Below are 23,716 nucleotides of genomic sequence, written 5' to 3'. Positions count from 1 at the left end.
CAACGTCCGATCTCCTCGGCGTTAACCTCTTGGCCGATCTTGAAGAGCTCGGATGGGTGCTCCACCCGACGCATCGAAGCCTCATGCCGAGGGATCCGACCGATCTCGGCTTTCTCTCCTTCGCCATCCACGAGCTTCACAACGACATCCGCTCCGTCGAAGCCGATGACCGCCACCCTTCTCACGGGGCCCGGCCGGAGCTGGTTGATCAAGGTTTGCAGGCGAGGGCCAGGAGCTGGATCGGGCATGGAAATGAGCCTAGCGCCAGCCGTTCAGAGAGACCTGCGGCCCGCCTCCGAGGTAGTGGTCGAGGGCGCTGGCGGTGGTCTCCACGAATTCCTCAGGGATGGCGTCGGCGTTGACCCAGCGGACCTGGGCGTGCTTGCGGGGTTCGCGGTTTTCGGGTTCGCCGGTCCAGTCGTGGGCGGCGAAGACGACGGTGAGGAAGCCGTTGGGGGCTTCGACGCCCCAGGCGCCGTGGATGATGTGGGCGACCTTGAGGGACTCGGGCTTCACGGTGAGGCCCGTCTCCTCGTAGAGCTCGCGGACTGCCGTCTCAGTGATGGGCTCGCCCGGTTCGCTCTTGCCGACGGGCAGGTCCCACATGCCCTGGGCGAACTTGGCGTTCTCGCTGCGCTGGAGGAGGACGACGCGGTTGGTGGCCTTGTCGTGGACGATGACGGCCGCGACCAGCAGGGTCATCGAGTCGAGTGCCGGCTGGAGAGCTGGGGGGCGGTTGTCGGTCTGCTGGGCCACGGGGTTCCCTTCGTCGGGCGGGTTGTTGGGCATGTTAGGCGAGGGCCTCGCGGGCTCGGCGGGCGAGATCTGCGGCGCCGGGGACGTGGCGGCGCTGGTAGATCGCGAGGGTGGAGCGGATCGAGGTGATCGCCTTGCGGGTGCGGTCGGAGGTCATGCCCTCCATGAGGACGAGGGCCTGGGTCCAGGCCGCGACCGCTTCGTCGGCTCGGGCTTGGGCGGCGAGGCTGTCGCCGAGGTCGGCGTGGGTGAGGGCGTGTACGCGCTTGTACTTCTCCGGGTCCCAGCGGGTGAGCGCGTCACGGTGCTGCTGTTCCGTTCCGATGTGGTCGGCGAGGTCGGTCAGCGTGCGTGCGGTGTGGCTGGCCACGGTGCCTGCTGCGGGGCCACTTACGCGGGAGAAACTGGGCTGGGGCCCGTCCTCGCGCAGGAGGGCGTCTTCGGCGGCGAGGAGAGCGCGGGCGGCCAACGGGTTCTCGCCGACGGCTGCGTAGGCGCGGGCGTGCGTGATGTGGAGGAGCGCTTCCGTCTGTCCGTCGACGTGGCCGAGGCCGCGGGCGAGGGCGCCTTTTACGAGGTCCACGCAGTGGTGGGGTTGCTTGAGGCTGAGGGACTGGTGGGCGAGGGCACGCATCATCCAGGCGGCATGGCCGTGGGGGTCGGCTTCGCAGGCGAGTTGATAGCCGACCTGGTAGTAGCGCTGAGCTGCCCCTTCGTGGCCCAAGTCGTGGTGCTTCCACCCTGCGAGGTAGGCAAGTTCGGCGACGGCTCCGAAGGCGGCCTGGCGTAAGGGTTCCGAGGGGAAGCGTCCACGGAGCATAGGTGCGGCTGTGTCGGCGAGGTACGCGGTGACTGTGGTCAGGCCGTGCCCGCCGCCGAGCCGTTCGTCGGCGGCGCTGAAGGCTGCCGTGATCTGTCGTACGACGTCGATGTCGTCGCTGCCGACGAGGGAGCTGGCGGTGCGGGCGCGGAGCATCCGAGAGGTGGCTTCGTGGTCGTGGAGGAGCGGCATGGCCACGCCGGCCGTGGTGAAGGCGGCGATGGCGAGGAAGCGGCGGCGTTCGACGTCCGCGCGGCCGAGGTCGGTGACCGCGGTGACGGGGTCGGTGTCCGGTGGCGACTCCGTGTCGGGTGAGTGGAGGCCGAGTTCGGTTCGGGTGACGACGCGGCCCAGCCGTCGGGAGAGCGCTTCGGCGAGGTACTGGCCTGCCTGGCCGGACGGCGCACGTGCACCGCCCACCCAGTGGGAGATGGCCGACTTGTTGGTCTGGAGCAGTTCGCCGTTCTCGGCGGCGATGCGGCGTACGTCCTTGGCGAGCGCGTCGTACGTGCACCCGGCGGCGTTGATCGTCTCGCGCAGGCGGGAGTTGGCGCTGGTCGGTCCCGACACGATCGCCTCCGCTCCGGGTCCGTAAACCGTGTATACCGCTTGACCTCGGTCACACCGTACCCACTCTGCGTAGCGGGCGGTTCACTTATCGACAGCCGCCCCACTCTCAGGCCGGGCGGCCCCAAGTTCCGTACGCCCCAACGGGTTCGGGCATTCCTGTGCTCCGGCCCGGACGATCAGAGACGGAGAACACGGTGACCACCATCGACACCGCGACCATCACGGTCGAGCTGCCCGACGCCTTCGACCCGCGCTGGAACCGCCTGCCCGGCATCCACGTGGACGGCCGGCGCATCACCATCGACCCGGCCGAGTACTTCTTCCGCTTCGAGTCCAACACCTGGCTCGTCGCCGACTGGGAGCTGGTCAAGACTCAGCTCCTGGACGTGGACGAGACCACCGAGAGCGCGGTCGAGCAGCTCGCGCTCGACTTCATCAAGAACCACAGCGAGTCCACCTCCCAGGCAGCCCGCGTGCTGGCGACGGCGTACGGGGTGTACGCGTACCTCTTCCGTGAGCAGCACCTGGCCGGCCTCGGTCTCCCGCAGGTCACCGCTGACCACCTGCGCATGCTGCGCGAGGCGGCCACGCTGATGGCGCTCAACAAGGTCGAGCTGGACGGGCACATCTCCAACGTCGGCCCGTGCTGGTTCTTCCCCGCCGCCACGTCCGTTGTCTTCGACCTGGACGACGCGACGGGCGGAATGCTGGACGAGGTCTACCACGGCGGCTGGTTCAACGAGCACCGCCGGATCGAGTCGATCAAGGCTCACGCCGCGCTCGGCGGCAGGCTCGTGCACGGCTGCCAGTCCGTGCCGGACCAGTCCGGCGGCGTCGTCGCGCCCTACGGTGCCTCGATGGCCAACTTCCGTGATGACCTGGCCGAGTTCAAGGTGGGCTGGATCGAGCAGGTCTACGCCCACCGCGTGACCGCAGCCGAGTAACCCCGCCCCCAGTACGGCTCCGGGGCGGGCCAGCTCGCGCGCGCCCGCCCCGGAGCCCACCAGTCCCCTGGAGACCCTCATGGACCAGAGCCTGTCCGCCACCCTGCTGGACGACCTGTGCACCCTCGTCGGCAAGCCCCTCCCCGAACGTGCCGAGATTCGTGTCTGGGGTATGTCCGGCGTCGAACGCGTAACCTTCTCCGACGGCACCACAGCTGTTTTCAAGTACGCCAAGGAGCCTTTCGACCGCGAGGCCCAGGCCCTGCGGGCTGCATACCAACGCGGGCTCCCGGTCCCTGCCCTCCACGCCACCGCGATGCAGGACAAGTGGCTCGGGATGCTCATGGACGACCTCGGCACCCCTGTACGGGAAGCCGACGACCTCGACGGTATCGCCGCCGCCGTCATGCTCCATGCCGCCCGCCCGGCGGGTGGCCTGCCGCTCCTCGATGGGGCGGGTCTCGCAGCTCTGCCCGGCCGAGCCCTCGATCACCTGCAGCGGCTGCGGAAGGCCGACCGATGGACGGACTGCGATGACATCGAGACCGCGCTGGGGAAGATCTCCGCCGCGGCCGAGGCCCGTGTCCAGGGTGCGACGCTCGACCCGTTCGGCTGGGTGCACTCCGAGTTCCACCCCACGAGCGTCCACATCGGGGAGAACGGCTGGCGCCTCATCGACTTCGCGCGCGCCTTCACCGGGCCCGGCCTGATCGACCTCGCCTCGTACCACGGCACCACCGACGTGCCGAGCCCCTTCCGCATGCGGGTGTTCCTGGAGCAGTACGTCACCGCAGGCGGCCATCAAGACGCCCTCGCCGCGCGGGGCGGCCTGGCCGCAGGGGCATGGGCCCTGGGCTGGCACCGCATGTGGGCCGTGGAGTGGTTCATGGAGCAGGCCATTCGCTGGATCGACGATCCGGCCAAGGACCCCGCGTACATTCCCGTCGTCCGCCGCCACCTGGGCGATGTGGTCCAACTCCTGGAGGTCTAGGTGCTCGCCCAGGTCAGCCCTTGGTACGCCCACGCAGCCCAGCGCACAGCCGCTGCCCCCGCGCACGCCCTCACCGCGCCTGCCCGGATGGAATGGAGCACCCACGCCGGCATCGGTCCTGGCGCCGAGATTTTGGGACGGGACCTCTGCGGCAAGCGCGTCCTGGAGCTGGGCTGCGGCCCCGGCCACAACGTGGCCCACCTCGCGAAGCACCACCAGGCCCGCGTCACCGGCGTGGACCTGGTCGGCCTCCAGGTACGCCGCGCCCGCTCCCACTACGGCCACATTGACGGCGCCACATTCGCTGCCGGCCACGCACTGCACCACCTGCAGGCCACCGGCCGGACCTTCGACGCGATCTACTCCGTCTTCGGCGCCGTCGGCCTCGTCGCCCCCGAGCTCCTCCTCACCGCCGTTTCACGACGCCTGAAGCCTGGCGGTGTCCTGGCCTTCTCAGTCCCTCACCCGGCACGGGCCGGAAGACATCCATCCACGGACGACCGTCCGCGCGAGGACTACGTCACCATGCCCGACCGCACCCGACTGCCCCTCGCCCGATGGGAGTTCGACGCCCACCGCTGGGGGTCCCACCTCTCCCGGGCGGGCCTGCGCGTCACCTCGACGGTGGAGCTGCGGCACCCGCGCCGCGACCCGTGGCCCACCACCCTCCTGATCACCGCCCGCAAACGCTGACCGATGGAGGAAACGATGCCCCTGCCCTACCTGCTCCTCGATATCGACGGCGTCCTCATACCGTTCCCGGCCGCCGACGGCAGCACCCCGCCCACCCACATCCGCCACACCGTCCTGCCCACCGGCCGGCACCCAGACGACCCCGTGCCCATCTGGCTCGACCCGAGCCATGGCGTCCTTCTCGCCGACCTCCTGACCAGCGGACTCGTCACCCCCGTGTGGTGCACGAGCTGGCGCAGGGACGCCACCACGATCATCGGTCCTCTCCTGGGGCTGCCCGACTTCCCCTACCTCGACCTGCCTCGCCCCCAGATCACTACCAGTCACCCCGACGGCTACCTCTGGAAACGCGACCACGTCGAGGTCTGGCTGGCAGACGCTCCCGCCGTCTGGATCGACGACGACTTCACCAGCCTCGACTGCGCCTGGGCGGCGGAGCGTACCGCCAGGGGAACGCCGACCCTGATCGTTCAGCCCGACCCGCAGCTCGGGCTGCAGCCCGAGCATCTGACCGAGGTGACGAAGTGGGTCGCGCAGTTACCCACAGCCCGCGCCGTTTGACGACTGATGCCCTCACTACCGCGAGCAGCGAGGGCATCAGGATGCGCTGTGGGGTCTGACTCTCTGGGTGCCTGTGAAGTCGGAACCCGACTCAGGCGGTGCCGACTGCCCTGCCGGACCTACGGATCGGCTGGCCGAGGAGCTTCTCCACCTCCGCGGATGCGGCGTCGAGGAATTCCTGACCGAACAGACAGAGCGACTGTTCCCAGGGGTGCCCAAAACTGCCCGTCCGGAAGTCTTCCGAGAGGTAGATGTAGTAATCCCCATCGGGATAGGGGCTCAAAGGCCAGGCCGGCTGCCCCGGGCCACCGACGCCCAGCGGTGCGAAGCGATACGACGTGTGCTGCCAGTCGAGCGCGAGCAGTGTTCCGCTCGGGCCCATGCAGGACTTCAGCCCCTGCTCGACCACCTCGACCAAGCGGTCCAACCGCTCGTATTCAGGGTCGTCAAGCGCGGCAAGGCTCCAGGTAACCGATGCGACGGGCTCCTTGATGGCCGGCCACTTGAGAGAACTCGTACTCGGCCGGAACGTGAAATCGTCGTAGAAGCGGTCCCAAACGCGCCGGTACTCGGTCTCAAGTAGCTCGACCACGGGGCTCGCCATCATGGCCCGACCCTATCGAGTCGCCCGTGTGAGGATCGGAGATGGATCCTTCACGGACCTTCGCTTCCCTCGACTCGGGCCATCAAGGTATTCCGTGATAGGCGGGGGACGGCCTGATAGCCTGCGATCTTCGCCGGTCACCCGGACGGAGTCCCCCGGCAGGTCTTCATGTCTTGCTCTGAGCAGCTCATGACAGCTCTCGATGCCCTGGACCACGCCTTCGCCTCAGAAGGTCCCTTCCTCGTCACAGGATGCACGTACTGCTACGGCGAGCGCGACTTCGCCGAACTCTCCGGCCCGCTGCATCTCATAGGCGACGACCTGGTTTCCTCGGTTGCCGCAAAGACGCCTGATCATTGGGAAGATTTTCCTCGTCTCTATCGTCACCTCGTCCCGCGCATCATTCGCCTACTCGTCACCGGCCGGCTCCACATCGACGAGGAGCTCATCGCCTCCCGCCTGATCCACGCGGGCTGGGCCACCTGGGACGTGCCCTTGGCCGAGGCCCTGCGGGACGTCTGGTCCGCTTGGTGGCAGAGCACGCGGCATACCCATCCCAGCCCCGTGCCCGTCAGGGATTGCCTCAGCGCCATCACCGTGGCCACCAACAGCCTGCGTCCTTGGCTGAACACATGGACCGCGACCAATACCCCAGCCGCCGCCGCGCACTTGGCAGACCTCGTTGACGACGTGATGCTGGAGTTCGAGATTACCGACTTGCGCATGGGCTTCTACGATGAGTACGACGCCACTGCCGAACTGCTGGGCTGGCTTCTCACCGACGTGCGCGATCGTGCCATCGACACACGTCTCGACGCCCCCTTCCTCTATGAGCGCCTTCAGGCCGCTCAGCCCTCCAGCTGATCTGGTACGCCATCCGGAACTGAACGGAAAGCTCCGTCTCCTCAGGGGTGGGCGTTCCCCGTGGGAACACTTCCGGTGTTCCCACGGGGAACGTGTCGCACCCGGGGATGTGCCCGGCCTTCGCCTGCCGGTCCCTTCGTCGGGAATCTGGCAGGGAGAAACCGGGGTCAACGGTGCCGACTGCGCTCCTCGGGCCTCTTAACCACTGGCGTAGCCGGATGGCGTGGCGTGGCGGACCTGGCCGATGTGCCACTGATGGCGCTTTGCCTGCGAGCGGCTTGTGTCCGCCGGTTCGGTTGGGCGGCGATGCGCCAGGTGAGGACCTCCGCGGGGCGCTCGGCGCTGTCGAGCTCTCGTTGGGCGCTCACCTCGGTCAGGACACGTCGAGGGTTGTGGCCAGCGGTTTCGGCTTGGGCGAGGGTTGTGGTCAGGGCGGTCCACGTGGGGTCGGTGAGAATCCGGTCGGCGTGGTCGGGGAGGGCCGCGCGCACGTCCTGCTCGAAGCGGCGGGTGGTTGCGGCTCGTGGTGCGCGATGGGCGAGCTCCGCCAAGGCGGGTGCGGCGGCCTGCTGGTAGCCCGCCTGGAGGTGGCGGAAGGCTTCCTCGGCCGCAGCGGCCTGCTGTTCGTGGCCGCGCTGTTCGTGCCACGTGGCGGCGGCGCGGGCCAGGTGCACGGTGGCGAAGAGTAGGGCGATGGCTAGTCCGCCCGGTTCGTTGGAGGCGTAGGCGAGTTCCTTGGCGGCTTGGCGAAGGGAGGTGGCGGCCTGGTGGTCCGCGCGGGTGGCGGATCGGCGGGCTCGGTTGAACGCCGTGGCCGCTGCGCGTAGCTCTGCTCGGTGCGGGCCGGGTGTGGCGCTGGCGATGTTGTAGAGGGCGTCGCCGAAGGCAGCGAGGTGGGCCTGGGCAGCAGCGTCGTCGTCGGAGTCGAGGACGGTGCGTGCCGTGCGTATCGCCATGATGGTGTGCTGCCACGGCTCGGCGGGATCTGCCGCGAACCGGGGCCGGTCGGTCACCTCCTGGTCGGGCAGGCGTTCGCGGAGGCGGTTGATGGAGAGGTCGGGGGCGAGCTTGGAGCCGCCGTACCAGACGGGTTCGCCGGCGCTGTTGATGTCGCTGGGCGCGGCGAGGCTGTAGCCGATCACGTCGCCGCTCTCGGGGCCGAGGCGTGTCTTGACCTTGATGCCGAGGGATTGGAGCACGGTGAAGTAGTCGGCCTCGGTGTGTACGGCGGCGGCGACCGCGTAGGCCCGCTCGCGCAGCCACTGTCGTGCCGTGATCGTCTGGCCTTGACGCTCGGCCTTGGCGCGTTCGGCGCCGGTGGGGGTACGGGGAGCCGTGAGGTCACCGGACTTCAGGCGGCGCAGGCCGAACTCGGTTTCGATCCTGCGGCACTCCGCTTGTGCCCGTCGGCCGTCCTGGTGGGTGCGTGGGCGGCGTCCGTCGGCGCGGACGGTGGTCGCCATGATGTGGATGTGGTCGTCGGCGTGGCGGACCGCGATCCATCGGCATGCCTTTTCGTCGCCGTCGGGGGCGATGCCTGTGGCGTGCACGACGCGGCGGGCGACGTCGGCCCACTCGGCGTCGGTGAGGTAGCGGTCACCGGGGGCGGTGCGGACCGGGCAGTGCCAGACGTGCTGCGCTGGCTTCTTCCCGCCCAGCTCGCGGGTGCGTAGGTCGACGTGGTGGTCGAGGCGCTTGGCGAGCTGGGAGTAGGTGACTGCCGGGTCGTGGCCGGGGTCGGGAGCGCCGGCCATGTCCCAGGCGGCGACGATGTGGGGGCTGGTGTGCTCGTCGCGGCGGCCGGGGCCGAAGAGGTAGGCGATCAGTCCGCGGCTGTCGGAGCCGGTGGAGACGTCAGGAACCATGAGCCGTGCCGTCCGCCAAGAGCTGGTCGATGAGGTGGAAGCTGTTCTGTGCTGCTTGCTCGACGCGGTCCAGAACCGCCTCGGCGCGCTCGGGCACGGTTCCTCGGTTGATGGCTGCGGTGATCTGGTTGAGGTTGCCGCCGATGCGGTTCAGCGCGACCGTGTGCGCCTCTACGGCCTCGATCAGCGGGCGCAGAGGATCGTCCTCCGGACTGCCGACCATCCCCGCTTTGCCCTGGGCAACAGCCAGGGCGGCGTCTCCGACGAATCCGGCGAACCTCTGACCGCGCTGGTGAGCAGCGGCGCTGATCACCTGGACCGCGGTGCGCGTGAAGCGGATGGTCTTCTCCTGGTCGCGCTTCTCGACGGTGCGCTTGCGGTTCATCTGCGCGGGCAGGACGGGCGCGTCGATATCCCGCCAGGACGGCTGCTCGACGAGCAGCGGGACATCGGCTGCCGGCGGATTGCGAGGAACTACGGGGTCGGCTGCGGGCCGGCGAGAGTCCCCGGCCGCCCCCTCCTCCGGCTCGGGTGCCCCCTGGCGCTCGGCCTTGTCCTCCGCCACCCCTGGGGCGGGGGCAAGCGCGGACGAAGCCTCGTTAGAGGCTCGTTCGCTCCAGCTTGCTGCTGGTCGTCGGGTGAGGCTGAACAGTTTCCTGCGGCGGCGGGAGGTGGTGTCGTGGGCATTCGATTCGGGCATGGTGGTGCTCCGTCAGTCGTGGGGGTGGGGCTTCGTCGCATCCGTCGCATCCGTCGCGTGGCTGGTCAGCACAGGTACGGAGAGAGCCGCAGGTACGGAGTGATCCGTAACGGCGAGGAGATCCGTCCCCGCGCTGACCTGCGCGGGGACGGATGCGACGGATTGATGCGGACCTGGTGTCAGCGAGTGGGCCTGGGCCCTGCGGGCCCTCCCGGCGGGCCGGTGGGCAGCGTCCCGGACGGAGGGGCGGGTGGCCTGCCCTGGGCCGGACGTGCCGTGATCTCGGCGGTGGGTACCGATGCGGCGGGGGCAGGGCAGTAGCGGGCCCAGGCGTCCACGAACTGGTTACGGGCGTACGCCTTGGCCTGCCTGCCGTTCTCGAACCGTTGGTTGGCCGGGCTGATGCCGAAGTCGCGCAGCAGATTCGCCAAGTGGTACGCGTTCAGACCCTTCGTGCCGTACTCCGCCCACGGTGCCTCGGCGTCCTGGATCAGCACGGCGAGCAGGTCCTGACTGCGCAGAGCCTCCCTGCCGCCTTCCTGATCGAAGACACGGCGGATGTCACGCAGCAGCCGGGTCTTCAGCGTCGTCTGCTCGTCCTGGACCACCTCGTTGCGCGTCATCGCCAGGCAGGCGGCACGTGCCCGCGCTGGCCAGTGCCCGCCGGCGAGATCGGCGACGATGACGAGCGGCTCCCATGTGTCGGCGGCGCGGTCCTCGACGGGCATCTTCGGCACCGCACCCGCGACGGTGCCGCGCAGCGGGACCAGCCAGTCGGCCAGCCGGTCGCGAAGCGCGTGCAGTTCCGGGACGGAGTACCGGGAGCGGAATGGGGTGATCCGCTCGCCCGGCTTGCGCTTCTGCATGCGGATGACGATCGCGCGGTCCATGATCGTGTCCGGCAGGTCGCCGATGCCGGCCAGCGCCGCCATGGCGAAGGTGGGGAACGCGGTCGGCTTGTGCTCCGGCCCGGAGATCCGCCAGGCGGGCCGGTTGCGCTGGTGCCCGGCGTTCAGCAGGCCGCGCAGGTCCTCCTTGTCGCCTGCCTTGGGGCCGAAGATGGTGTCGGCCTCGTCCACCAGCAGCGTCGGCGGGTTCTTGCCGATGACGCGGAAGACGACGGCGGGGGAGGTGTTCACCGTCATCATCGGCTGGTGGACGGTCTCGTAGAGAACGTCCAGGAGACGGGACTTGCCGCACCCCTTGGTCGGCCCGACCACCGCCAGCCGTGGCGCGTGCTGGAGGCCGGGCTGGATGTGGGAGGCCGCGACCCAGAGGGTGACGGCGGTCAGGGCCTCGTCGCTCGGCAGCACCACGTACCGCCCGATCGCCGTGCGGAGGTCGTCCAGCAGCCCGGTGCCTTCGCCTGCCGCCCCGCCGCCGTCATGGGGTTCTGGTCCGCCTGGAGCAGGATCGCCTGCGCTGCCCGACGCGGTCGTCGGGGCACTGACCTTGCCAGGTCGCGAATCGCGCGTGCTCCGGTGCGGAGCATCGGTGGCCGGGCCTCCGACGGCGGGGCGTGCTTCCCGGTCACGAGGCAGGCCCTGGCCCGGGACTGCGATGGGCGGCCAGACAACACCGGATGTGTTCGAGGCGGCGGGGGACGTAGGGTCTCCCATAGCTGTTCCTCTCGGGTGGGGGCGAGACGGCAAGGTCTCGCCCCCACCGGTTCGATCGTTCAGGAATGGGCGATGTGCAGGGGAATTCCCGGCCCTCGGCGTTGGCGCGCCGGGGGCCGTTCCTGTGTCCGGGCGGGGCGGCGGCGGCTCATGAGGCCAGGCCCCACTCGTGCTCGCCGTTGATCAGCGCGCCCTCATAGCGCAGAAGTTCGGCCTCGGGGTAGAGCACCCGCTTGCCGACCTTGATGCCGCGCGGCCCCTTCTTGAGCTGGCGCCAGTAGCGGACGGTGCTCTCGGCGGTGCGGTAGCGCTCGGCGACCTCGGCGGTGGTCAGGTATCGCATGCGTTCCCATTCGGCTAGGTGGTGATTCGATCTGCATAATCAGTACCTCATGATCGGCGGTTAGCCAAACCGGGAAGCCCATGTTTCAATTTGGATAGCGACGGTCGTGATGGAGGTTCGATGGCAAGCGAGAAGGCCGAGGGCGGCGAAGTGCCGCTGCTCTACAGCGAAGGCAACGTGGCGGGCCGCGTGGCCCTGGAGCGCGAGGTCAGAGGCTGGAGCACGACCGAGCTGGCCGAGCGGGTGACCAGAGCGGGCGTGAAGATGAACCAGACGGCTGTCTGGCGCATCGAGAACGGATCACCCCGCAGGCGGATCAACCTCGACGAAGCGCTCGCCTTCTCCCGCGTCTTCGAGCTCCCCCTCGAAGAGCTGATGTCACCGCCCCTCGAAGGGCTCGACGTCGACAGCCGACGGCTCGTTCAGGAAGCCGTCGAAGCGTTCTACGAAACCCGTGACGCCCGCGATCGTCTGCACCGTGCTGTGGTCGCCGTCGCCGGCCACATCAAGGCACACCCGGACAGCTCGCGGGCGATCCACGAGCAATGCCTCCGCCTCATGGGAGACGAGCGAGACGCCCGTGTCCTCAGCGGCGACATCGAGGACGGGGGTCACTACTGACAACCAGCACGAAGGAGAAGTCACTTGGCGAACGTCCAGAAGCGGCCCAACGGTAAATGGCGGGCCCGCTACCGCGACCTCGACGGCAAGGAGCACGCCCGCCACTTCGACCGGAAGCTCGACGCCCAGCGCTGGCTCGACGAGGTCACGGCCAGCGTGGTCACCGGTCAGTACGTCGACCCGCGCGCCGGTCGCATCACCTTCGCTAAATACGCCGAGAGGTGGCAGGGCTCGCTCATCGCCAGCGAGGCGGGTGAGCGCATCACGGACAATGCGCTGCGGCTCCACCTTGTACCGGCGTTGGGTGCGCGCTCACTGGCGGCGATACGCCGCAATGACATACAGGTGCTCTTCAAGCACCTGTCCGATCAGCTCGCCCCCGGCAGTGTGCGAAACGTCTATGACGTCCTCGTACGTCTCATGACGGCGGCCGTGGACGACAAGGTCATCGCCTCCAGTCCGTGCCGCCGGATCACCCTCCCGGTCATTCCGGACGAGGAGGTCACCCCGCCCACCGTCGCCCAGGTCGAGGCCATGGCGCGCGTGATGCCGCCGTATATCCGCGCGGCCGTCGTCACGCTCGCCGGATCAGGTCTGCGGATAGGGGAGTTGCTCGGCCTCAAGGTGGCGGACATCGACTTCAAGGCCGGCAGCATCCGCGTGGAGCGGCAGAGGCTGCAGTCGGGGAAGATCGGTCCGCCGAAGACCGCCAAGTCCCGGCGGACGGTTCCGGTGGGAGAGGTCGTCACAGACGCGCTCCTCGGGCACCTCGCCGCGCGCCCCTCCACGGAGTGGCTGTTCACGATGGAGGAGGGGGAGCCGCTGAACTACCGACGGTGGAAGGCCGAGTGGAACTGTGCCCGCAAGGCGCTCCAAGCGGCGGAGAACGAGGCGGCCGGGCGCGAGGGCCGCAAGTCCGTCGAGCTGCCGCACCTGGTGACCCACGACCTGCGGCACTTCTACGCCTCCGCGCTCATCGCGGGCGGGGCGAGCGTCAAGCAGGTCCAGATGGTCCTCGGCCACGCGTCCGCCGTCATCACGCTGCGGATCTACGCGCACCTTTGGCCGGGCGAAGAAGACCGCACCCGGACCGTTATGGACGCCGTTCTCGGCGGCCTGCGGACCGGGTGCGGACCGGTAGGCGATGTGACCAGCGAAACCGCAGGTCAGACGGCCTAACCAGAGATCAAGCCTTCTTGGTCTCCCAGAAGATGGCGTCGATCTGGGCAATCAGGTCCAGAGCCTTCTGGCCCGTCGCCGGGTCGTTCGAGCCCTTGGCCGCGGAGAGCGCCTTCAGGGTGTCGTTGACCAGCTGGTGCAGCTCCGGGTACTTCTCGAAGTGCGGGGGCTTGAAGTAGTCGCTCCAGAGCACCGAGACGTGGTGCTTCGCGAGCTCGGCGCGCTGTTCCTTGATCAGAACGGCGCGCGTGCGGAAGTCCGCGTCCTCGTTGGCCTGGTACTTCTCCTGGACGGCCTTGACGGACTCCGCCTCGATGCGGGCCTGGGCCGGGTCGTACACACCGCAGGGCAGGTCGCAGTGTGCGCTGACCTTCACCTTGGGGGCAAACAGGCGGGAAAGCATGGAGCTGTCCTTCCTCGTGATCGTCTTCTCAGGTGGGACATTACTCCGTAAGGCCCGGCTTTTTGCGGGTGCCCCCATGGGCTTAGGCCAAAAGTCCAGGGTGAGGATGGGACCAGTGGCCGGAAGTACGGGGCGTCATGGGTGGCGTGTACTGGAGGACGGACCAGGAGGTGGCAGGGAGATGCCGGGGCTGAGGCAGGGGCGTGGGTGGCCGACGCGCGCACGGTTCCAGGTGGTGGAGGTGACGGGGCCCTCGATGGTGCCCACCCTCTACCACGGGGACTGGCTGCTCGTGCAGTTCGGGGCGCCCGTACGCCCCGGGGACGTGGTGATCCTGCGGCACCCCTTCCAGCAGGATCTGCTGGTCGTGAAGCGTGCCGCCGAGCGCCGCCGGGGCGGCTGGTGGGTGCTCGGGGACAACACGTTCGCGGGTGGGGACAGTACGGATTACGGGACCGTGCCCGAGGAACTGGTGCTCGCCCGGGTGCGGGCGCGCTACCGGCCGCCGAAGCGGGATCAGAGGACGGTGTTCGGCCGGCTGGGCTGGGCGGCGTCCGCGCTGAGGCTCGTCTCCGCCGACCGTTCCGTCTCCAGGCGCTTGCGGGCCCGGTAGGCGGCCACATTGGCCCGGGTCGCGCAGCGGTCCGAGCAGTAGCGCCGTGAGCGGTTGGTCGAGGTGTCCAGGTAGGCGTTGCGGCACGGTGCCGCCTCGCACAGGCCGAGCCGGTCCACCCCGTTCGAGGTGAGGTGGAAGGCCAGGCCCATCACCGCGATGGCGGCGTATCCGGCCGTCGCGTTCGAGGGGTGGTCGGCCAGATGCATGTGCCAGTCCGGCTTGCCGTCCTCGTCCCTGGTGTCGTGTCCGGAGATCTGCGGGCTCACCGGGAATTCCAGGAGCAGTGAGTTGAGCAGGTCGACCGCGAGCGTCTCGTCGCCGCCGTCCGCCGCCTGGAAGACCGCGCGCAGCCTCGCCCGTACCGACCGGAACCGTGTCACGTCCGCGTCGGTCGCCCGCCGCGCGGCCTGCGCATTGGCGCCGAAGAGCTCCCGGACGGCATCGACCGAGGTGAGGGCGTCCTTGTTGCGGGCCGGCTCCTCGGTGTTGACCAGACGCACGGCATAGTCCGAGTAATAGGCCAATTCCACTTGTAGTCCTTACGGCGTCGGTCTAAGGTCGATGCATTGACCAGTGTAATGGGTGGTTTCCGTAATTGGGTATTACGGATGTGAAGAGTACGACGTGGAGGTTCAGGTGACGGAAACAGTGACGGGCGCCGACTGGCCGGCATGGCAGGCGAGCTGGGACCGCCAGCAGGAGTGGTACATGCCGGACCGCGAGGAGCGGTTCCGGGTGATGCTCGACATGGTCGAGGCCGTGGTGGGGTCCGAGCCGCGCGTTCTCGATCTGGCCTGCGGTACGGGAAGTATCACGGACCGGCTCCTCAAGCGGTTCCCGAAGGCGACCAGTACGGGAGTCGACCTCGACCCGGCGCTGCTCGCGATCGCCCGCGGCACCTTCGAGGGCGACGGCCGGGTCACCTTCGTCACCGCCGATCTGAAGGATCGCTCCTGGGCGGAGCGGCTGCCCTTCGACTCGTACGACGCCGTCCTGACCGCCACCGCGCTGCACTGGCTGCACAGCGAGCCGCTGGCCGCACTGTACGGGCACATCGGCCAACTCGTGCGGGACGGCGGTTTGTTCATGAACGCCGACCGGATGATCGACGCCGACACCCCGCGTATCAACGCGGCCGAACGCGCCCACCGGCACGCCGGGATGGACCGCGCCAAGGCCGAGGGGGTCCTGGACTGGGCGGACTGGTGGGCCCTCGCCGCCAAGGACCCGGTGCTCGCCGCGCCGACCGCCGAGCGGTTCGAGATCTACGGTGAGCACGCCGACGGCGACATGCCGTCCGCCGAGTGGCACGCCCGCACGCTGCGCGAGGCGGGCTTCGCCGAGGCGCGTACGGTCTGGGCCTCGCCGTCGGACAGTCTGGTGCTGGCGGTCAAGTAGTACGCGGAGGCGGGGCGGTGGGGACTGCGGTCCATACCGCCCCCTTTTCGTTCCGCGGCACCGCAACCCGCCAGGCACCCCGGCGCACCGGAAGGGCAAGAGGGTCCACACCCGCGGGCCCGGAGAGGGGCGGGGAATGCGGATCGACGACGATGCCGCGCTGCACGCCTACGTCGAGAGCAGAAGTACGGCGCTGTTCCGCAGCGTCCATCTGCTGTGCGGCGACCGGCACGAGGCCGAGGACCTGGTCCGGCTCGCGCTGACGGGCGGCACGATGCCGGCCGTGCGCGACAGCACCGGCTTCGAGAGCGACCGTTCGCAGGGGCCGCTCCGCACGGCCCCGCCGCTCAGCCGTGAGCGACTGCGCGCACTGCTGCTGCGCCCGGAGCCGGTGGCGAAGAAGTAGCGGAGGTACGGGAAGGGGCGGTACGGACCCCAGGTCCGTACCGCCCCTTCCCATAGCGCCGCAGCGGCTACAGCACCTTCGACAGGAACGACTTCGTCCGGTCGTGCTGCGGGTTCGTCAGCACGTCGCGCGGGTGGCCGGACTCGACCACCACGCCGTCGTCCATGAAGACCAGCGCATCGCCGACCTCGCGCGCGAAGCCCATCTCGTGCGTGACGACGATCATCGTCATGCCCTCCTCGGCCAGACCGCGCATGACGTCCAGGACGTCGCCGACCAGCTCCGGGTCGAGGGCGGACGTCGGCTCGTCGAAGAGCATCAGCTTCGGCTCCATGGCCAGCGCGCGGGCGATGGCCACCCGCTGCTGCTGTCCGCCGGAGAGCTGGGACGGGTAGTTCTTCGCCTTGTCCGAGAGACCGACCCGGTCCAGCAGGCTGATGGCGCGTTCGCGGGCGACCGACCTCGACTCGCCCTTGACCTGGACCGGTGCCTCCATGACGTTTTCCATCGCCGTCATGTGGGGGAACAGGTTGAAGCGCTGGAAGACCATGCCGATGTCACGGCGCTTCACAGCGACTTCGCTGTCCTTGAGCTCGTAGAGCTTGTCGCCCTTCTGGCGGTAGCCGACGAGTTCGCCGTCGACGTACAACCGGCCGGCGCTGACCTGCTCCAGGTGGTTGATGCACCGGAGGAAGGTCGACTTGCCGGATCCGGAGGGGCCGATGAGGCAGAACACCTCGCCCTTGGCCACCTCCAGGTCGATGCCCTTGAGGATGTGCGCGGCGCCGAAGGACTTGTGTACGCCCTCGGCCTTCACCATGGCGGTCATGCCTTGGCTCCCTTCGGGCGGCCCACGGTCAGGAGGTTGGCCCGGATCCTCTGCAGCGGTGTCGGCGGCAGGGTCCGGCTGGAACCCCGTGCGTAGTACCGCTCCAGGTAGTACTGGCCGACGCTGAGCACCGATGTCATGATCAAGTACCAGGCCGCGGCCAGGAAGTACATCTCGACCGGTGCGCCGGACGTCTGCCCGATGTCCTGGGCGTACCGGAAGAGTTCCGTGAACTGTACGGCGGCGACCAGCGAGGTCGTCTTGAGCATGTTGATGACTTCGTTGCCCGTCGGCGGCACGATCACGCGCATCGCCTGCGGGACCACGATGCGGCGCAGCGTCTTGCTGTGGCTCATGCCCAGCGCCTGCGACGCCTCGGTCTGGCCCTCGTCGACCGAGAGCAGACCCGCCCGGCAGATCTCGGCCATGTAGGCGGCCTCGTTCAGACCCAGGCCGAGCAGCGCGGTCAGCAGCGGCGTCATGAAGGACGACCACTCGTCCTTGTAGACGGGCCCGAGGTTGACGTACTCGAAGACCAGGCCCAGGTTGAACCAGACGAAGAGCTGGACCAGGACCGGGGTGCCGCGGAAGAACCAGATGTAGAACCAGGCGATCGACGAGGTCACCGGGTTCTTCGACAGGCGCATGACGGCCAGCAGGATGCCGCCGACCACGCCGATCGCCATCGACAGGACGGTCAGCAGCAGGGTCTGCCCGACACCGTTGATGATGCGGTCGTCGAAGAAGTAGTCCGGGATCGCGTCCCAGTTGATCTGGCCCTGGGAGAAGGCGTAGACGATCGCCGCGAACGCGCCGAGCGCGATCGCCGCGGAGAGGTAGCGGCCGTAGTGCCGGACCGGAATGGCCTTGATGGCCTCCGGTCCGCCTGCGGGGGTGGGGGGCGTGGGCGGCTCGTCGGCCGCCCCCGTCTTCTTCAGGTCAGTCACAGGTGATGCCTTTCAGCGCCGGTCCGGATCAGGAGCCGCCGTTGATCTTGGCCTCGGTGACGGCGCCGGCCTCGACGCCCCACTTGGCGATGATCTTCCCGTACTCGCCGTTGTCGATGATGGCGTCGAGGGCCGCCTGGACGGCCTTGGTGAGCTCGTCGTTGCCCTTGGCGACGGCGATGCCGTACGGGGCCGCCTCGACCTGGTCGCCGACGATCTCGAAGTCCTTGCCGCCACCGGAGGTCTTCACCGCGTACGCGGCGACCGGGAAGTCGGAGGACGCGGCGTCGGCACCGCCGCCGCGCAGGCGGGTCTGGGCCTCCAGGTCGGTGTCGAACGCCTCGAAGGCGATCTTCTTGCCGCCCGTGCACTTCTTCGTCTCGGACTTGGCGAGGTCGTGCGAGATCGTGCCGCGCTGGACGGCGAGCTTCTTGCCGCAGAGGTCGGCCCAGTTGCTGATGCCCTGGGTGTCGCCCTTCTTGGTGTAGATCGAGACACCGGCGGTGAAGTAGTCGACGAAGTCGACGCCCTCGCCGACCTTCTTGCCGGTCTCCGAGTCGACGCCGTTCTGGCGGTCCTTGGTGTCCGTCATGGCCGACATCGCGAGGTCGTAACGCTTCGAGCGCAGACCTGTGATCAGCGTGTCGAAGGTGCCGTTCTCGAACTTGAAGTCCACGCCGAGCTGCTTGCCCAGTGCGGCGCCGAGGTCGGGGTCGATGCCGACGGTCTTGCCGGACTTGTCCTTGAACTCGACCGGCGGGTACGCGATGTCCGAACCGACCTTGATGACGCCCTTGTCCTTGATCTCCTTGGGCAGGAGATCGGCGAGCGGGGCGTCCTTCGACGCGGACGACTCGTTCTTCGTGCCGTTGTCGGTCTGGTCGCCGCACGCGGTCAGCAGCAGGGCGCCGGCGACCGCGATGGCGCTGACCGCTGCAATCCGGGACTTGGCGGTCGGGCGACGGGTGGTGCTAGCGGTCATGGTGGAGTCCTCCGGCGTGGTGAGGGTGAGCTGCCAACTGGGATGCGAACGCCCTGTCGGGAGTAGACACCTGGTGTGATTCAGGCATCTTGCCATTCGGACTAGCCCATTCAGGGTGCCGCGCATGTCAAAATCAGATAACGGGTCACCCCCGTACCTCAACAGGCCGGTACATCAAGGCCGGACCTTCTGTTGAAATTCGGCCTTACGACCGGAGAATCTCCGGCGTGTCTCGACTACTGGACGACGTTTATGCCGCTGAGTGGACTTGTCACGATATTCGACTATGAGTCATGTCACCGCGTCGATGCCGACTCGTCCGAGGTGCGCTTCATCCGGTAAGAAAGACGTTTACACCCCTCATCCGGGGCTCAGGGCGCGTGTGCGGCGCGCCCGCGCGTATGTAGCTCCCCTGGCGGAGCGGGCCACCCGCTCGATACCAGGAACGTACGCGGTCCCCGCCCACCCCTCCTCAACCAGGAGTGGCCACCCTCAAACGATGAAGACTTAAGGGGTCAATACCATGGCAGCGGAGATCGTCAATCCTCGCAGCGACAGCAAGACGCACGGTGCGGCCAGTGCGGACAACGGCATCAGCGGTACGGGCAGCCTGACCGGCACCCCGGACGAGTTCTTCGATCCGGCGTTCGCCCTGCACCGCGGCGGCAAGATGGCCATCCAGGCCACCGTCCCCATGCGCGACAAGGACGACCTGTCCCTGGCCTACACGCCCGGCGTGGCCAAGGTGTGCAGCGCCATCGCCGCGAACCCGGAACTCGTCAACGACTACACCTGGAAGTCGCAGGTCGTGGCGGTCGTGACGGACGGGACCGCGGTTCTCGGTCTCGGGGACATCGGTCCCGAGGCGTCCCTCCCGGTGATGGAGGGCAAGGCGATCCTGTTCAAGCAGTTCGGTGGTGTCGACGCGGTCCCGATCGCGCTCGCCACGACGGACGCGGACGAGATCGTGGAGACCGTGGTGCGGCTCGCGCCGTCCTTCGGCGGGATCAACCTGGAGGACATCTCCGCGCCCCGCTGCTTCGAGATCGAGCGCAAGCTCCAGGAGCGGCTGGACATCCCGGTCTTCCACGACGACCAGCACGGCACCGCCGTCGTGACGCTCGCGGCCCTGCGCAACGCCGCGAAGCTCTCCGGCCGGACCCTGGGTGATCTGCGCGGTGTCATCTCCGGCGCCGGCGCCGCCGGGGTGGCCATCGCCAAGTTCCTGCTGGAGGCGGGTATCGGTGACGTCGCCGTTGCCGACCGCAAGGGCATCGTCAGCAGGGACCGCGAGGACCTGACGGACGTGAAGCGCGAGCTGGCGGAGATCACCAACAAGGCGGGCATCTCCGGGTCCCTGGACAGGGCGCTGGCCGGCGCCGACGTCTTCATCGGCGTCTCCGGCGGCACGGTGCCCGAGCCGGCCATCGCCTCGATGGCTCCCGGTGCGTACGTCTTCGCGATGGCCAACCCGACGCCCGAGGTCCACCCCGACATCGCGCACAAGTACGCGGCCGTCGTGGCGACCGGGCGTTCGGACTACCCCAACCAGATCAACAACGTGCTGGCCTTCCCCGGCATCTTCGCGGGCGCGCTCCAGGTCCGGGCCTCCCGGATCACCGAGGGCATGAAGATCGCGGCGGCGAACGCGCTGGCGGATGTCGTGGGCGACGAGCTCGCGGCGGACTACGTGATCCCGTCGCCGTTCGACGAGCGGGTGGCGCCCGCGGTGACCGCGGCGGTCGCGGCCGCCGCCCGGGCCGAGGGTGTGGCGCGGCGCTGAGGTAGCGCCTGCGGGGCGGGGCGGGGTGTGAGCGGGTGCGGTGGGCGGTTGCCCGCGGCGGTCCTGTTCCCGCCCCGCCCCTTTTCCCGTGTCCGGGGCCCCCGTGCCCCGGCCCTTCGCCCCGGCCCCGCGTCCCCCGAACGCCGGAGGCGCCGACGGTGGTGTGGTGGCCGGGGCGACCGTGTTTGGTGTGTGTCACACAGCCATGCGGTTACGCCGCGAACCGCTCCGTCCTATCGTCAGGGCCATGTTCGCCGCCTACGCCGCACGTATCGACCGCGACCAGCCACTCAACGGACTCGAGCTGGGTGAACGCCCCGCGCCCGAGGCGCGTCCCGGCTGGACCACCGTCGATGTCAGGGCCGCCTCCCTCAACCACCACGACCTCTGGTCCCTGCGGGGCGTCGGCCTCGCCGAGGACAAGCTGCCGATGATCCTCGGCTGCGACGCCGCCGGTGTCGACCAGGACGGCAACGAGGTCGTCCTGCACTCCGTCATCGGCCAGACCGGGCACGGAGTCGGGGCGAACGAGTCGCGCTCCATCCTCACCGAGCGGTACCAGGGCACCTTCGCCGAGCGCGTCACCGTCCCGTCCTGGAACGTCCTGGCGAAGCCCAGGGAGCTCTCCTTCGAGGAGGCCGCCTGTCTGCCGACCGCCTGGCTCACCGCGTACCGGATGCTCTTCACCAACGCCGGAGTACGTCCCGGCGACTCCGTACTCGTCCAGGGTGCGGGCGGTGGTGTCGCCACCGCGGCGATCATCCTCGGGAAGGCGGCCGGGCTCCGCGTCTACGCCACCAGCCGGGACGAGGCCAGGCGCAGGCGGGCCGTCGAGCTCGGGGCCGTCGAGGCGTTCGAGTCCGGTGCCCGGCTCCCGCACCGCGTCGACGCCGTCATCGAGACGGTGGGCGCCGCGACCTGGTCGCACTCGGTGAAGTCCCTGCGGCCCGGCGGGACCCTGGTGATCTCCGGCGCCACGAGCGGTGACCGGCCCGCGCATGCCGAACTGACCCGGATCTTCTTCCTGGAGCTGAAGGTCGTCGGCTCGACGATGGGCTCGAAGGAGGAGCTGGAGAGCCTGCTCGCGTTCTGCGCGGCCACCGGGGTCCGGCCCGTCATCGACGAGGTGCTGCCGCTCGACCGGGCCCGGGAGGGGTTCGAACGGCTCGCCTCCGGTGACCAGTTCGGGAAGATCGTGCTGACCTCCTGACCGGCACCCCGTCCACTTCTGTCAATGACGGTTGACACCCTCCATGATGTCAACGTAAGTTGACGTCATGACCGAAGCAACGGAGCTTGCCGCGAGTGCCGGCGACCGTGACCCGCGTGTCGGGTTGCGGGCCGTCGCCGCGCTGCGGCGGCTGCTCGAGCAGTTGGAAGCCGTACAGGTGAGAAGTGCCCGCACGCAGGGCTGGTCGTGGCAGGAGATCGCGGCCGAGCTGGGCGTGAGCCGGCAGGCCGTCCACAAGAAGCACGGGAGGCTTTGATGTTCGAGCGATTCACCAAGGGTGCGCGTGCCGCCGTGACCGGTGCCGTGACGCATGCCGAGCGGCTCGGGGCCGACCGGGTCACCGAAGAGCACCTGCTGTTGGCGCTGCTGGACCAGGAGGGGAGCCGGGCCTCCTTCGCCGCCGGTGCACTCGGTCTCACGGACCGCCGCGCCTCGGTGGAGGCGGCGCTCGCCGACGCCCGGCGCCGTGGGGGTCTGACCAGGGCCGATACGGAAGCGCTCGCCGGTATCGGGATCGATGTCGGCGAGATCGTCGCCCGTGTCGAGGGGGCGCACGGCGAGGGCGCCATGGCCGGTGACCGTAAGAGCCGGCGGTGGTGGTCGGGGCACCGGCCCTTCACGGCCGGCGCGAAGAGCGTCGTGGAGAACTCTCTCCGGGTGGCACTGGGCCGCGGCGACCGCTTCATCGGCGAGGAGCACCTCCTGCTGGCACTCACCGCCCGCCCCAGCGTCGTCGCGGACGTCCTCGCGGAACACGGGGCGACGTACGCGACCGTGGAGCGGGCCATGTACGGGACCGGGACCGGGGGCGAGGGGCACGCGCAAGCGGGCTGAAGGGTGGTAACCGGCCGGCCGGTGCGTGCGCCCGGGCCGGCCGAGGGGTGCGCGGGTCAGGGTCCTGATCCGCGGTCCGGCAGCCACGGCGTCGGGGCTGCCGGACCGCGGAGGGTCAGAGCTCCTTGCCGGTGCTGTCGTCCGCTCCCGGGTGGCGCAGCAGGTCACCGATGAGGGTCGCGGCCGTCGACAGATGGCCTCGGGCTTCGGTGACCTGGTCGTCCGTGACACCCCGGTCCCGGGCCGCGTCGCGGATCTCGTCGCGGAAGCGGTCCAGCAGGCGGTCCAGGTCGCGGGCCGGTTCGCCCGTGCCCGTGGCGTCCTTGCCCCAGTCCGGGTCGGCTCCGGGCGCCTCGGGGGCCGCGGTCCCGGGGGCCGCGGTGTCCGGCTCGGAGGTGGTGGGGGAGGCGGCGGGCCGGTTGCCGGTGCGGGCGAAGTTGCCCAGCTGGGCGGTGATCTCCGCAAGTCCTTCCCGTACGCCTGTGGGCCAGTCGCCCCGGGCGAAGTGCTCCTGGACCTGGCGTGCGGCGTTCTGCATCTGCTCACTCGCCTTCTCGTGGGCCTCCTTGGCCTGGCGGCGGGCCTGCTGGGCGTCCTCGCGGGCGCGCCGCGACTCGTCCTTCGCGCGGCGGGCCTGCTCCTTCCACTCCTGCTTGGCCTTGCGCAGTTCTTCCTTCGCCAGTCGCCACGCCTCGCTGTTGCCGAGATCGCCGAGGTCGCCGAAGCCGGCGGGCCCGGGTGCCCCGCCGCCCTTGGGGTCCGTGGTGTGACGCGACTCGGAGGCCGCCGCCCACATGTCGCTGCGCAGCCTGCCCGCGGCCCCGCGCACGTCGTCGCGGATCTCCGCCGCCAGTTCGGCGACCGACTCGCGGATCTCCAGCTCCAGATCGGCCAGTTCGCCGCTGCGGCCCGCCAGTTCGGCGCGTCCGGCGTCGGTGATCGAGTAGACCTTGCGGCCGCCCTCCGTGGCATGGGTGACCAGGCCCTCCGCCTCCAGCTTGGCGAGACGCGGGTAGACGGTGCCGGCGGAGGGCGCGTACAGGCCCTGGAAGCGTTCCTCCAGGAGCCGGATCACCTCGTAGCCGTGGCGGGGTGCTTCGTCCAGCAGCTTGAGCAGGTAGAGACGCAGGCGGCCATGGGCGAATACGGGAGCCATG

At 69.3% G+C, this 23,716-nt stretch carries 26 protein-coding genes and 1 pseudogene; 14 read left to right on the top strand and 13 right to left on the bottom strand.

The window, feature by feature from the left end:
* Window positions 1-258 precede the first annotated feature (258 nt).
* Both F0344_RS10610 and F0344_RS10605 read right to left on the bottom strand, forming a co-directional pair.
* Window positions 259-789, bottom strand: coding sequence for an NUDIX domain-containing protein (locus tag F0344_RS10610; RefSeq protein WP_185298545.1), 531 nt, complete (start codon window positions 787-789; stop codon window positions 259-261).
* Between the two features lies 1 nt (window position 790).
* Window positions 791-2,146 carry a tetratricopeptide repeat protein gene (locus tag F0344_RS10605; RefSeq protein WP_185298544.1) on the bottom strand — a complete coding sequence of 452 codons (1,356 nt, stop codon included), beginning with the start codon at window positions 2,144-2,146 and terminating at the stop codon, window positions 791-793.
* Window positions 2,147-2,340: 194 nt separating this feature from the next.
* On the opposite strand from F0344_RS10605, the gene F0344_RS10600 reads away from it, so the two are divergent.
* The 4 genes from F0344_RS10600 to F0344_RS10585 all read left to right on the top strand — a co-directional run bounded on the left by F0344_RS10600 (window position 2,341) and on the right by F0344_RS10585 (window position 5,335).
* Entirely contained in the window at window positions 2,341-3,090 is a 750-nt protein-coding gene (locus F0344_RS10600) for a hypothetical protein (protein WP_185298543.1), read from the top strand.
* A 79-nt stretch (window positions 3,091-3,169) separates the two neighbouring features.
* The gene (locus F0344_RS10595; RefSeq protein WP_185298542.1) at window positions 3,170-4,081 is read left to right on the top strand and encodes a phosphotransferase; all 912 of its coding nucleotides are present in this window, start codon (window positions 3,170-3,172) and stop codon (window positions 4,079-4,081) included.
* Window positions 4,082-4,774, top strand: a complete 693-nt coding sequence (locus tag F0344_RS10590) for an SAM-dependent methyltransferase (RefSeq protein WP_185298541.1) — start codon at window positions 4,082-4,084, stop codon at window positions 4,772-4,774. It abuts the gene before it with no gap.
* Between the two features lie 15 nt (window positions 4,775-4,789).
* Window positions 4,790-5,335, top strand: a complete 546-nt coding sequence (locus F0344_RS10585) for an HAD domain-containing protein (protein WP_185298540.1) — start codon at window positions 4,790-4,792, stop codon at window positions 5,333-5,335.
* 91 nt (window positions 5,336-5,426) lie between these two features.
* Here F0344_RS10585 and F0344_RS10580 read toward each other — a convergent pair whose 3' ends face one another.
* Window positions 5,427-5,942 carry a DUF2716 domain-containing protein gene (locus F0344_RS10580; protein ID WP_185298539.1) on the bottom strand — a complete coding sequence of 172 codons (516 nt, stop codon included), beginning with the start codon at window positions 5,940-5,942 and terminating at the stop codon, window positions 5,427-5,429.
* Window positions 5,943-6,107: 165 nt separating this feature from the next.
* Here F0344_RS10580 and F0344_RS10575 point away from each other — a divergent pair, with 165 nt between their 5' ends.
* Window positions 6,108-6,803: a hypothetical protein gene (locus F0344_RS10575; protein ID WP_185298538.1), complete on the top strand. Its 696-nt coding sequence runs from the start codon at window positions 6,108-6,110 to the stop codon at window positions 6,801-6,803.
* 167 nt (window positions 6,804-6,970) lie between these two features.
* On the opposite strand, the gene F0344_RS10570 is transcribed toward F0344_RS10575, so the two are convergent.
* The 4 genes from F0344_RS10570 to F0344_RS10555 form a co-directional block, all read right to left on the bottom strand.
* Window positions 6,971-8,668, bottom strand: coding sequence for a relaxase/mobilization nuclease domain-containing protein (locus F0344_RS10570; RefSeq protein ID WP_185298537.1), 1,698 nt, complete (start codon window positions 8,666-8,668; stop codon window positions 6,971-6,973).
* Window positions 8,658-9,233, bottom strand: a complete 576-nt coding sequence (locus F0344_RS10565; RefSeq protein ID WP_185302614.1) for a hypothetical protein — start codon at window positions 9,231-9,233, stop codon at window positions 8,658-8,660. Before F0344_RS10565 ends, F0344_RS10570 begins: the two co-directional genes overlap by 11 nt.
* A 314-nt stretch (window positions 9,234-9,547) precedes the next feature.
* On the bottom strand, window positions 9,548-10,987 hold the full coding sequence (locus F0344_RS10560; protein WP_258049839.1) for a DUF3631 domain-containing protein: 1,440 nt from the start codon (window positions 10,985-10,987) through the stop codon (window positions 9,548-9,550).
* Window positions 10,988-11,135: 148 nt separating this feature from the next.
* Window positions 11,136-11,330, bottom strand: a complete 195-nt coding sequence (locus F0344_RS10555) for a helix-turn-helix transcriptional regulator (RefSeq protein ID WP_185298536.1) — start codon at window positions 11,328-11,330, stop codon at window positions 11,136-11,138.
* A gap of 120 nt (window positions 11,331-11,450) precedes the next feature.
* Between F0344_RS10555 and F0344_RS10550 the strand changes: the two genes are divergently transcribed.
* Together F0344_RS10550 and F0344_RS10545 are read left to right on the top strand one after the other, a co-directional pair.
* Complete coding sequence (locus tag F0344_RS10550; RefSeq protein WP_100561490.1) at window positions 11,451-11,951, top strand: helix-turn-helix transcriptional regulator; 501 nt, start codon at window positions 11,451-11,453, stop codon at window positions 11,949-11,951.
* Between the two features lie 24 nt (window positions 11,952-11,975).
* Window positions 11,976-13,130, top strand: a complete 1,155-nt coding sequence (locus F0344_RS10545) for a tyrosine-type recombinase/integrase (protein ID WP_185298535.1) — start codon at window positions 11,976-11,978, stop codon at window positions 13,128-13,130.
* Between the two features lie 7 nt (window positions 13,131-13,137).
* On the opposite strand, the gene sodN is transcribed toward F0344_RS10545, so the two are convergent.
* Window positions 13,138-13,533 carry a superoxide dismutase, Ni gene (gene sodN, locus F0344_RS10540; protein WP_185298534.1) on the bottom strand — a complete coding sequence of 132 codons (396 nt, stop codon included), beginning with the start codon at window positions 13,531-13,533 and terminating at the stop codon, window positions 13,138-13,140.
* Window positions 13,534-13,714: 181 nt separating this feature from the next.
* Between sodN and sodX the strand changes: the two genes are divergently transcribed.
* Window positions 13,715-14,146, top strand: coding sequence for a nickel-type superoxide dismutase maturation protease (gene sodX / locus F0344_RS10535; RefSeq protein ID WP_185298533.1), 432 nt, complete (start codon window positions 13,715-13,717; stop codon window positions 14,144-14,146).
* On the opposite strand, the gene F0344_RS10530 is transcribed toward sodX, so the two are convergent.
* A complete protein-coding gene (locus tag F0344_RS10530) occupies window positions 14,050-14,679 on the bottom strand; it encodes a CGNR zinc finger domain-containing protein (RefSeq protein WP_185298532.1) in 630 nt (209 codons plus the stop codon). The two genes, sodX and F0344_RS10530, sit on opposite strands and share 97 nt — an antisense overlap.
* A 106-nt stretch (window positions 14,680-14,785) precedes the next feature.
* Between F0344_RS10530 and F0344_RS10525 the strand changes: the two genes are divergently transcribed.
* Window positions 14,786-15,547: a class I SAM-dependent methyltransferase gene (locus F0344_RS10525; RefSeq protein WP_185298531.1), complete on the top strand. Its 762-nt coding sequence runs from the start codon at window positions 14,786-14,788 to the stop codon at window positions 15,545-15,547.
* A gap of 136 nt (window positions 15,548-15,683) precedes the next feature.
* Window positions 15,684-15,809, top strand: a pseudogene (locus F0344_RS10520) (SigE family RNA polymerase sigma factor); the annotation flags it as partial.
* A 211-nt stretch (window positions 15,810-16,020) separates the two neighbouring features.
* On the opposite strand, the gene F0344_RS10515 reads toward F0344_RS10520, so the two are convergent.
* The 3 genes from F0344_RS10515 to F0344_RS10505 are packed head-to-tail and all read right to left on the bottom strand — an operon-like array spanning window position 16,021 to window position 18,711.
* Window positions 16,021-16,782: an amino acid ABC transporter ATP-binding protein gene (locus F0344_RS10515; protein ID WP_308460937.1), complete on the bottom strand. Its 762-nt coding sequence runs from the start codon at window positions 16,780-16,782 to the stop codon at window positions 16,021-16,023.
* Window positions 16,779-17,729, bottom strand: a complete 951-nt coding sequence (locus F0344_RS10510; RefSeq protein WP_185298530.1) for an amino acid ABC transporter permease — start codon at window positions 17,727-17,729, stop codon at window positions 16,779-16,781. Before F0344_RS10510 ends, F0344_RS10515 begins: the two co-directional genes overlap by 4 nt.
* Before the next feature lie 28 nt (window positions 17,730-17,757).
* Entirely contained in the window at window positions 17,758-18,711 is a 954-nt protein-coding gene (locus F0344_RS10505) for an ABC transporter substrate-binding protein (protein WP_185298529.1), read from the bottom strand.
* Window positions 18,712-19,234: 523 nt separating this feature from the next.
* On the opposite strand from F0344_RS10505, the gene F0344_RS10500 reads away from it, so the two are divergent.
* From F0344_RS10500 to F0344_RS10485, 4 genes are all read left to right on the top strand, one after another.
* Window positions 19,235-20,494, top strand: coding sequence for an NAD(P)-dependent malic enzyme (locus F0344_RS10500; protein WP_185298528.1), 1,260 nt, complete (start codon window positions 19,235-19,237; stop codon window positions 20,492-20,494).
* Between the two features lie 247 nt (window positions 20,495-20,741).
* Window positions 20,742-21,704, top strand: a complete 963-nt coding sequence (locus tag F0344_RS10495; RefSeq protein ID WP_185298527.1) for a zinc-binding dehydrogenase — start codon at window positions 20,742-20,744, stop codon at window positions 21,702-21,704.
* A gap of 67 nt (window positions 21,705-21,771) precedes the next feature.
* Window positions 21,772-21,981: a helix-turn-helix domain-containing protein gene (locus F0344_RS10490; RefSeq protein WP_185298526.1), complete on the top strand. Its 210-nt coding sequence runs from the start codon at window positions 21,772-21,774 to the stop codon at window positions 21,979-21,981.
* Entirely contained in the window at window positions 21,981-22,559 is a 579-nt protein-coding gene (locus tag F0344_RS10485; RefSeq protein WP_185298525.1) for a Clp protease N-terminal domain-containing protein, read from the top strand. Before F0344_RS10490 ends, F0344_RS10485 begins: the two co-directional genes overlap by 1 nt.
* A gap of 115 nt (window positions 22,560-22,674) precedes the next feature.
* On the opposite strand, the gene F0344_RS10480 is transcribed toward F0344_RS10485, so the two are convergent.
* On the bottom strand, window positions 22,675-23,715 hold the full coding sequence (locus F0344_RS10480; protein WP_185298524.1) for a PadR family transcriptional regulator: 1,041 nt from the start codon (window positions 23,713-23,715) through the stop codon (window positions 22,675-22,677).
* Between the last annotated feature and the right edge of the window lies 1 nt (window position 23,716).

This window comes from Streptomyces finlayi, assembly GCF_014216315.1.
Taxonomy (GTDB): domain Bacteria; phylum Actinomycetota; class Actinomycetes; order Streptomycetales; family Streptomycetaceae; genus Streptomyces; species Streptomyces finlayi_A.
This window is presented reverse-complemented; position numbering and strand designations above follow the sequence as displayed.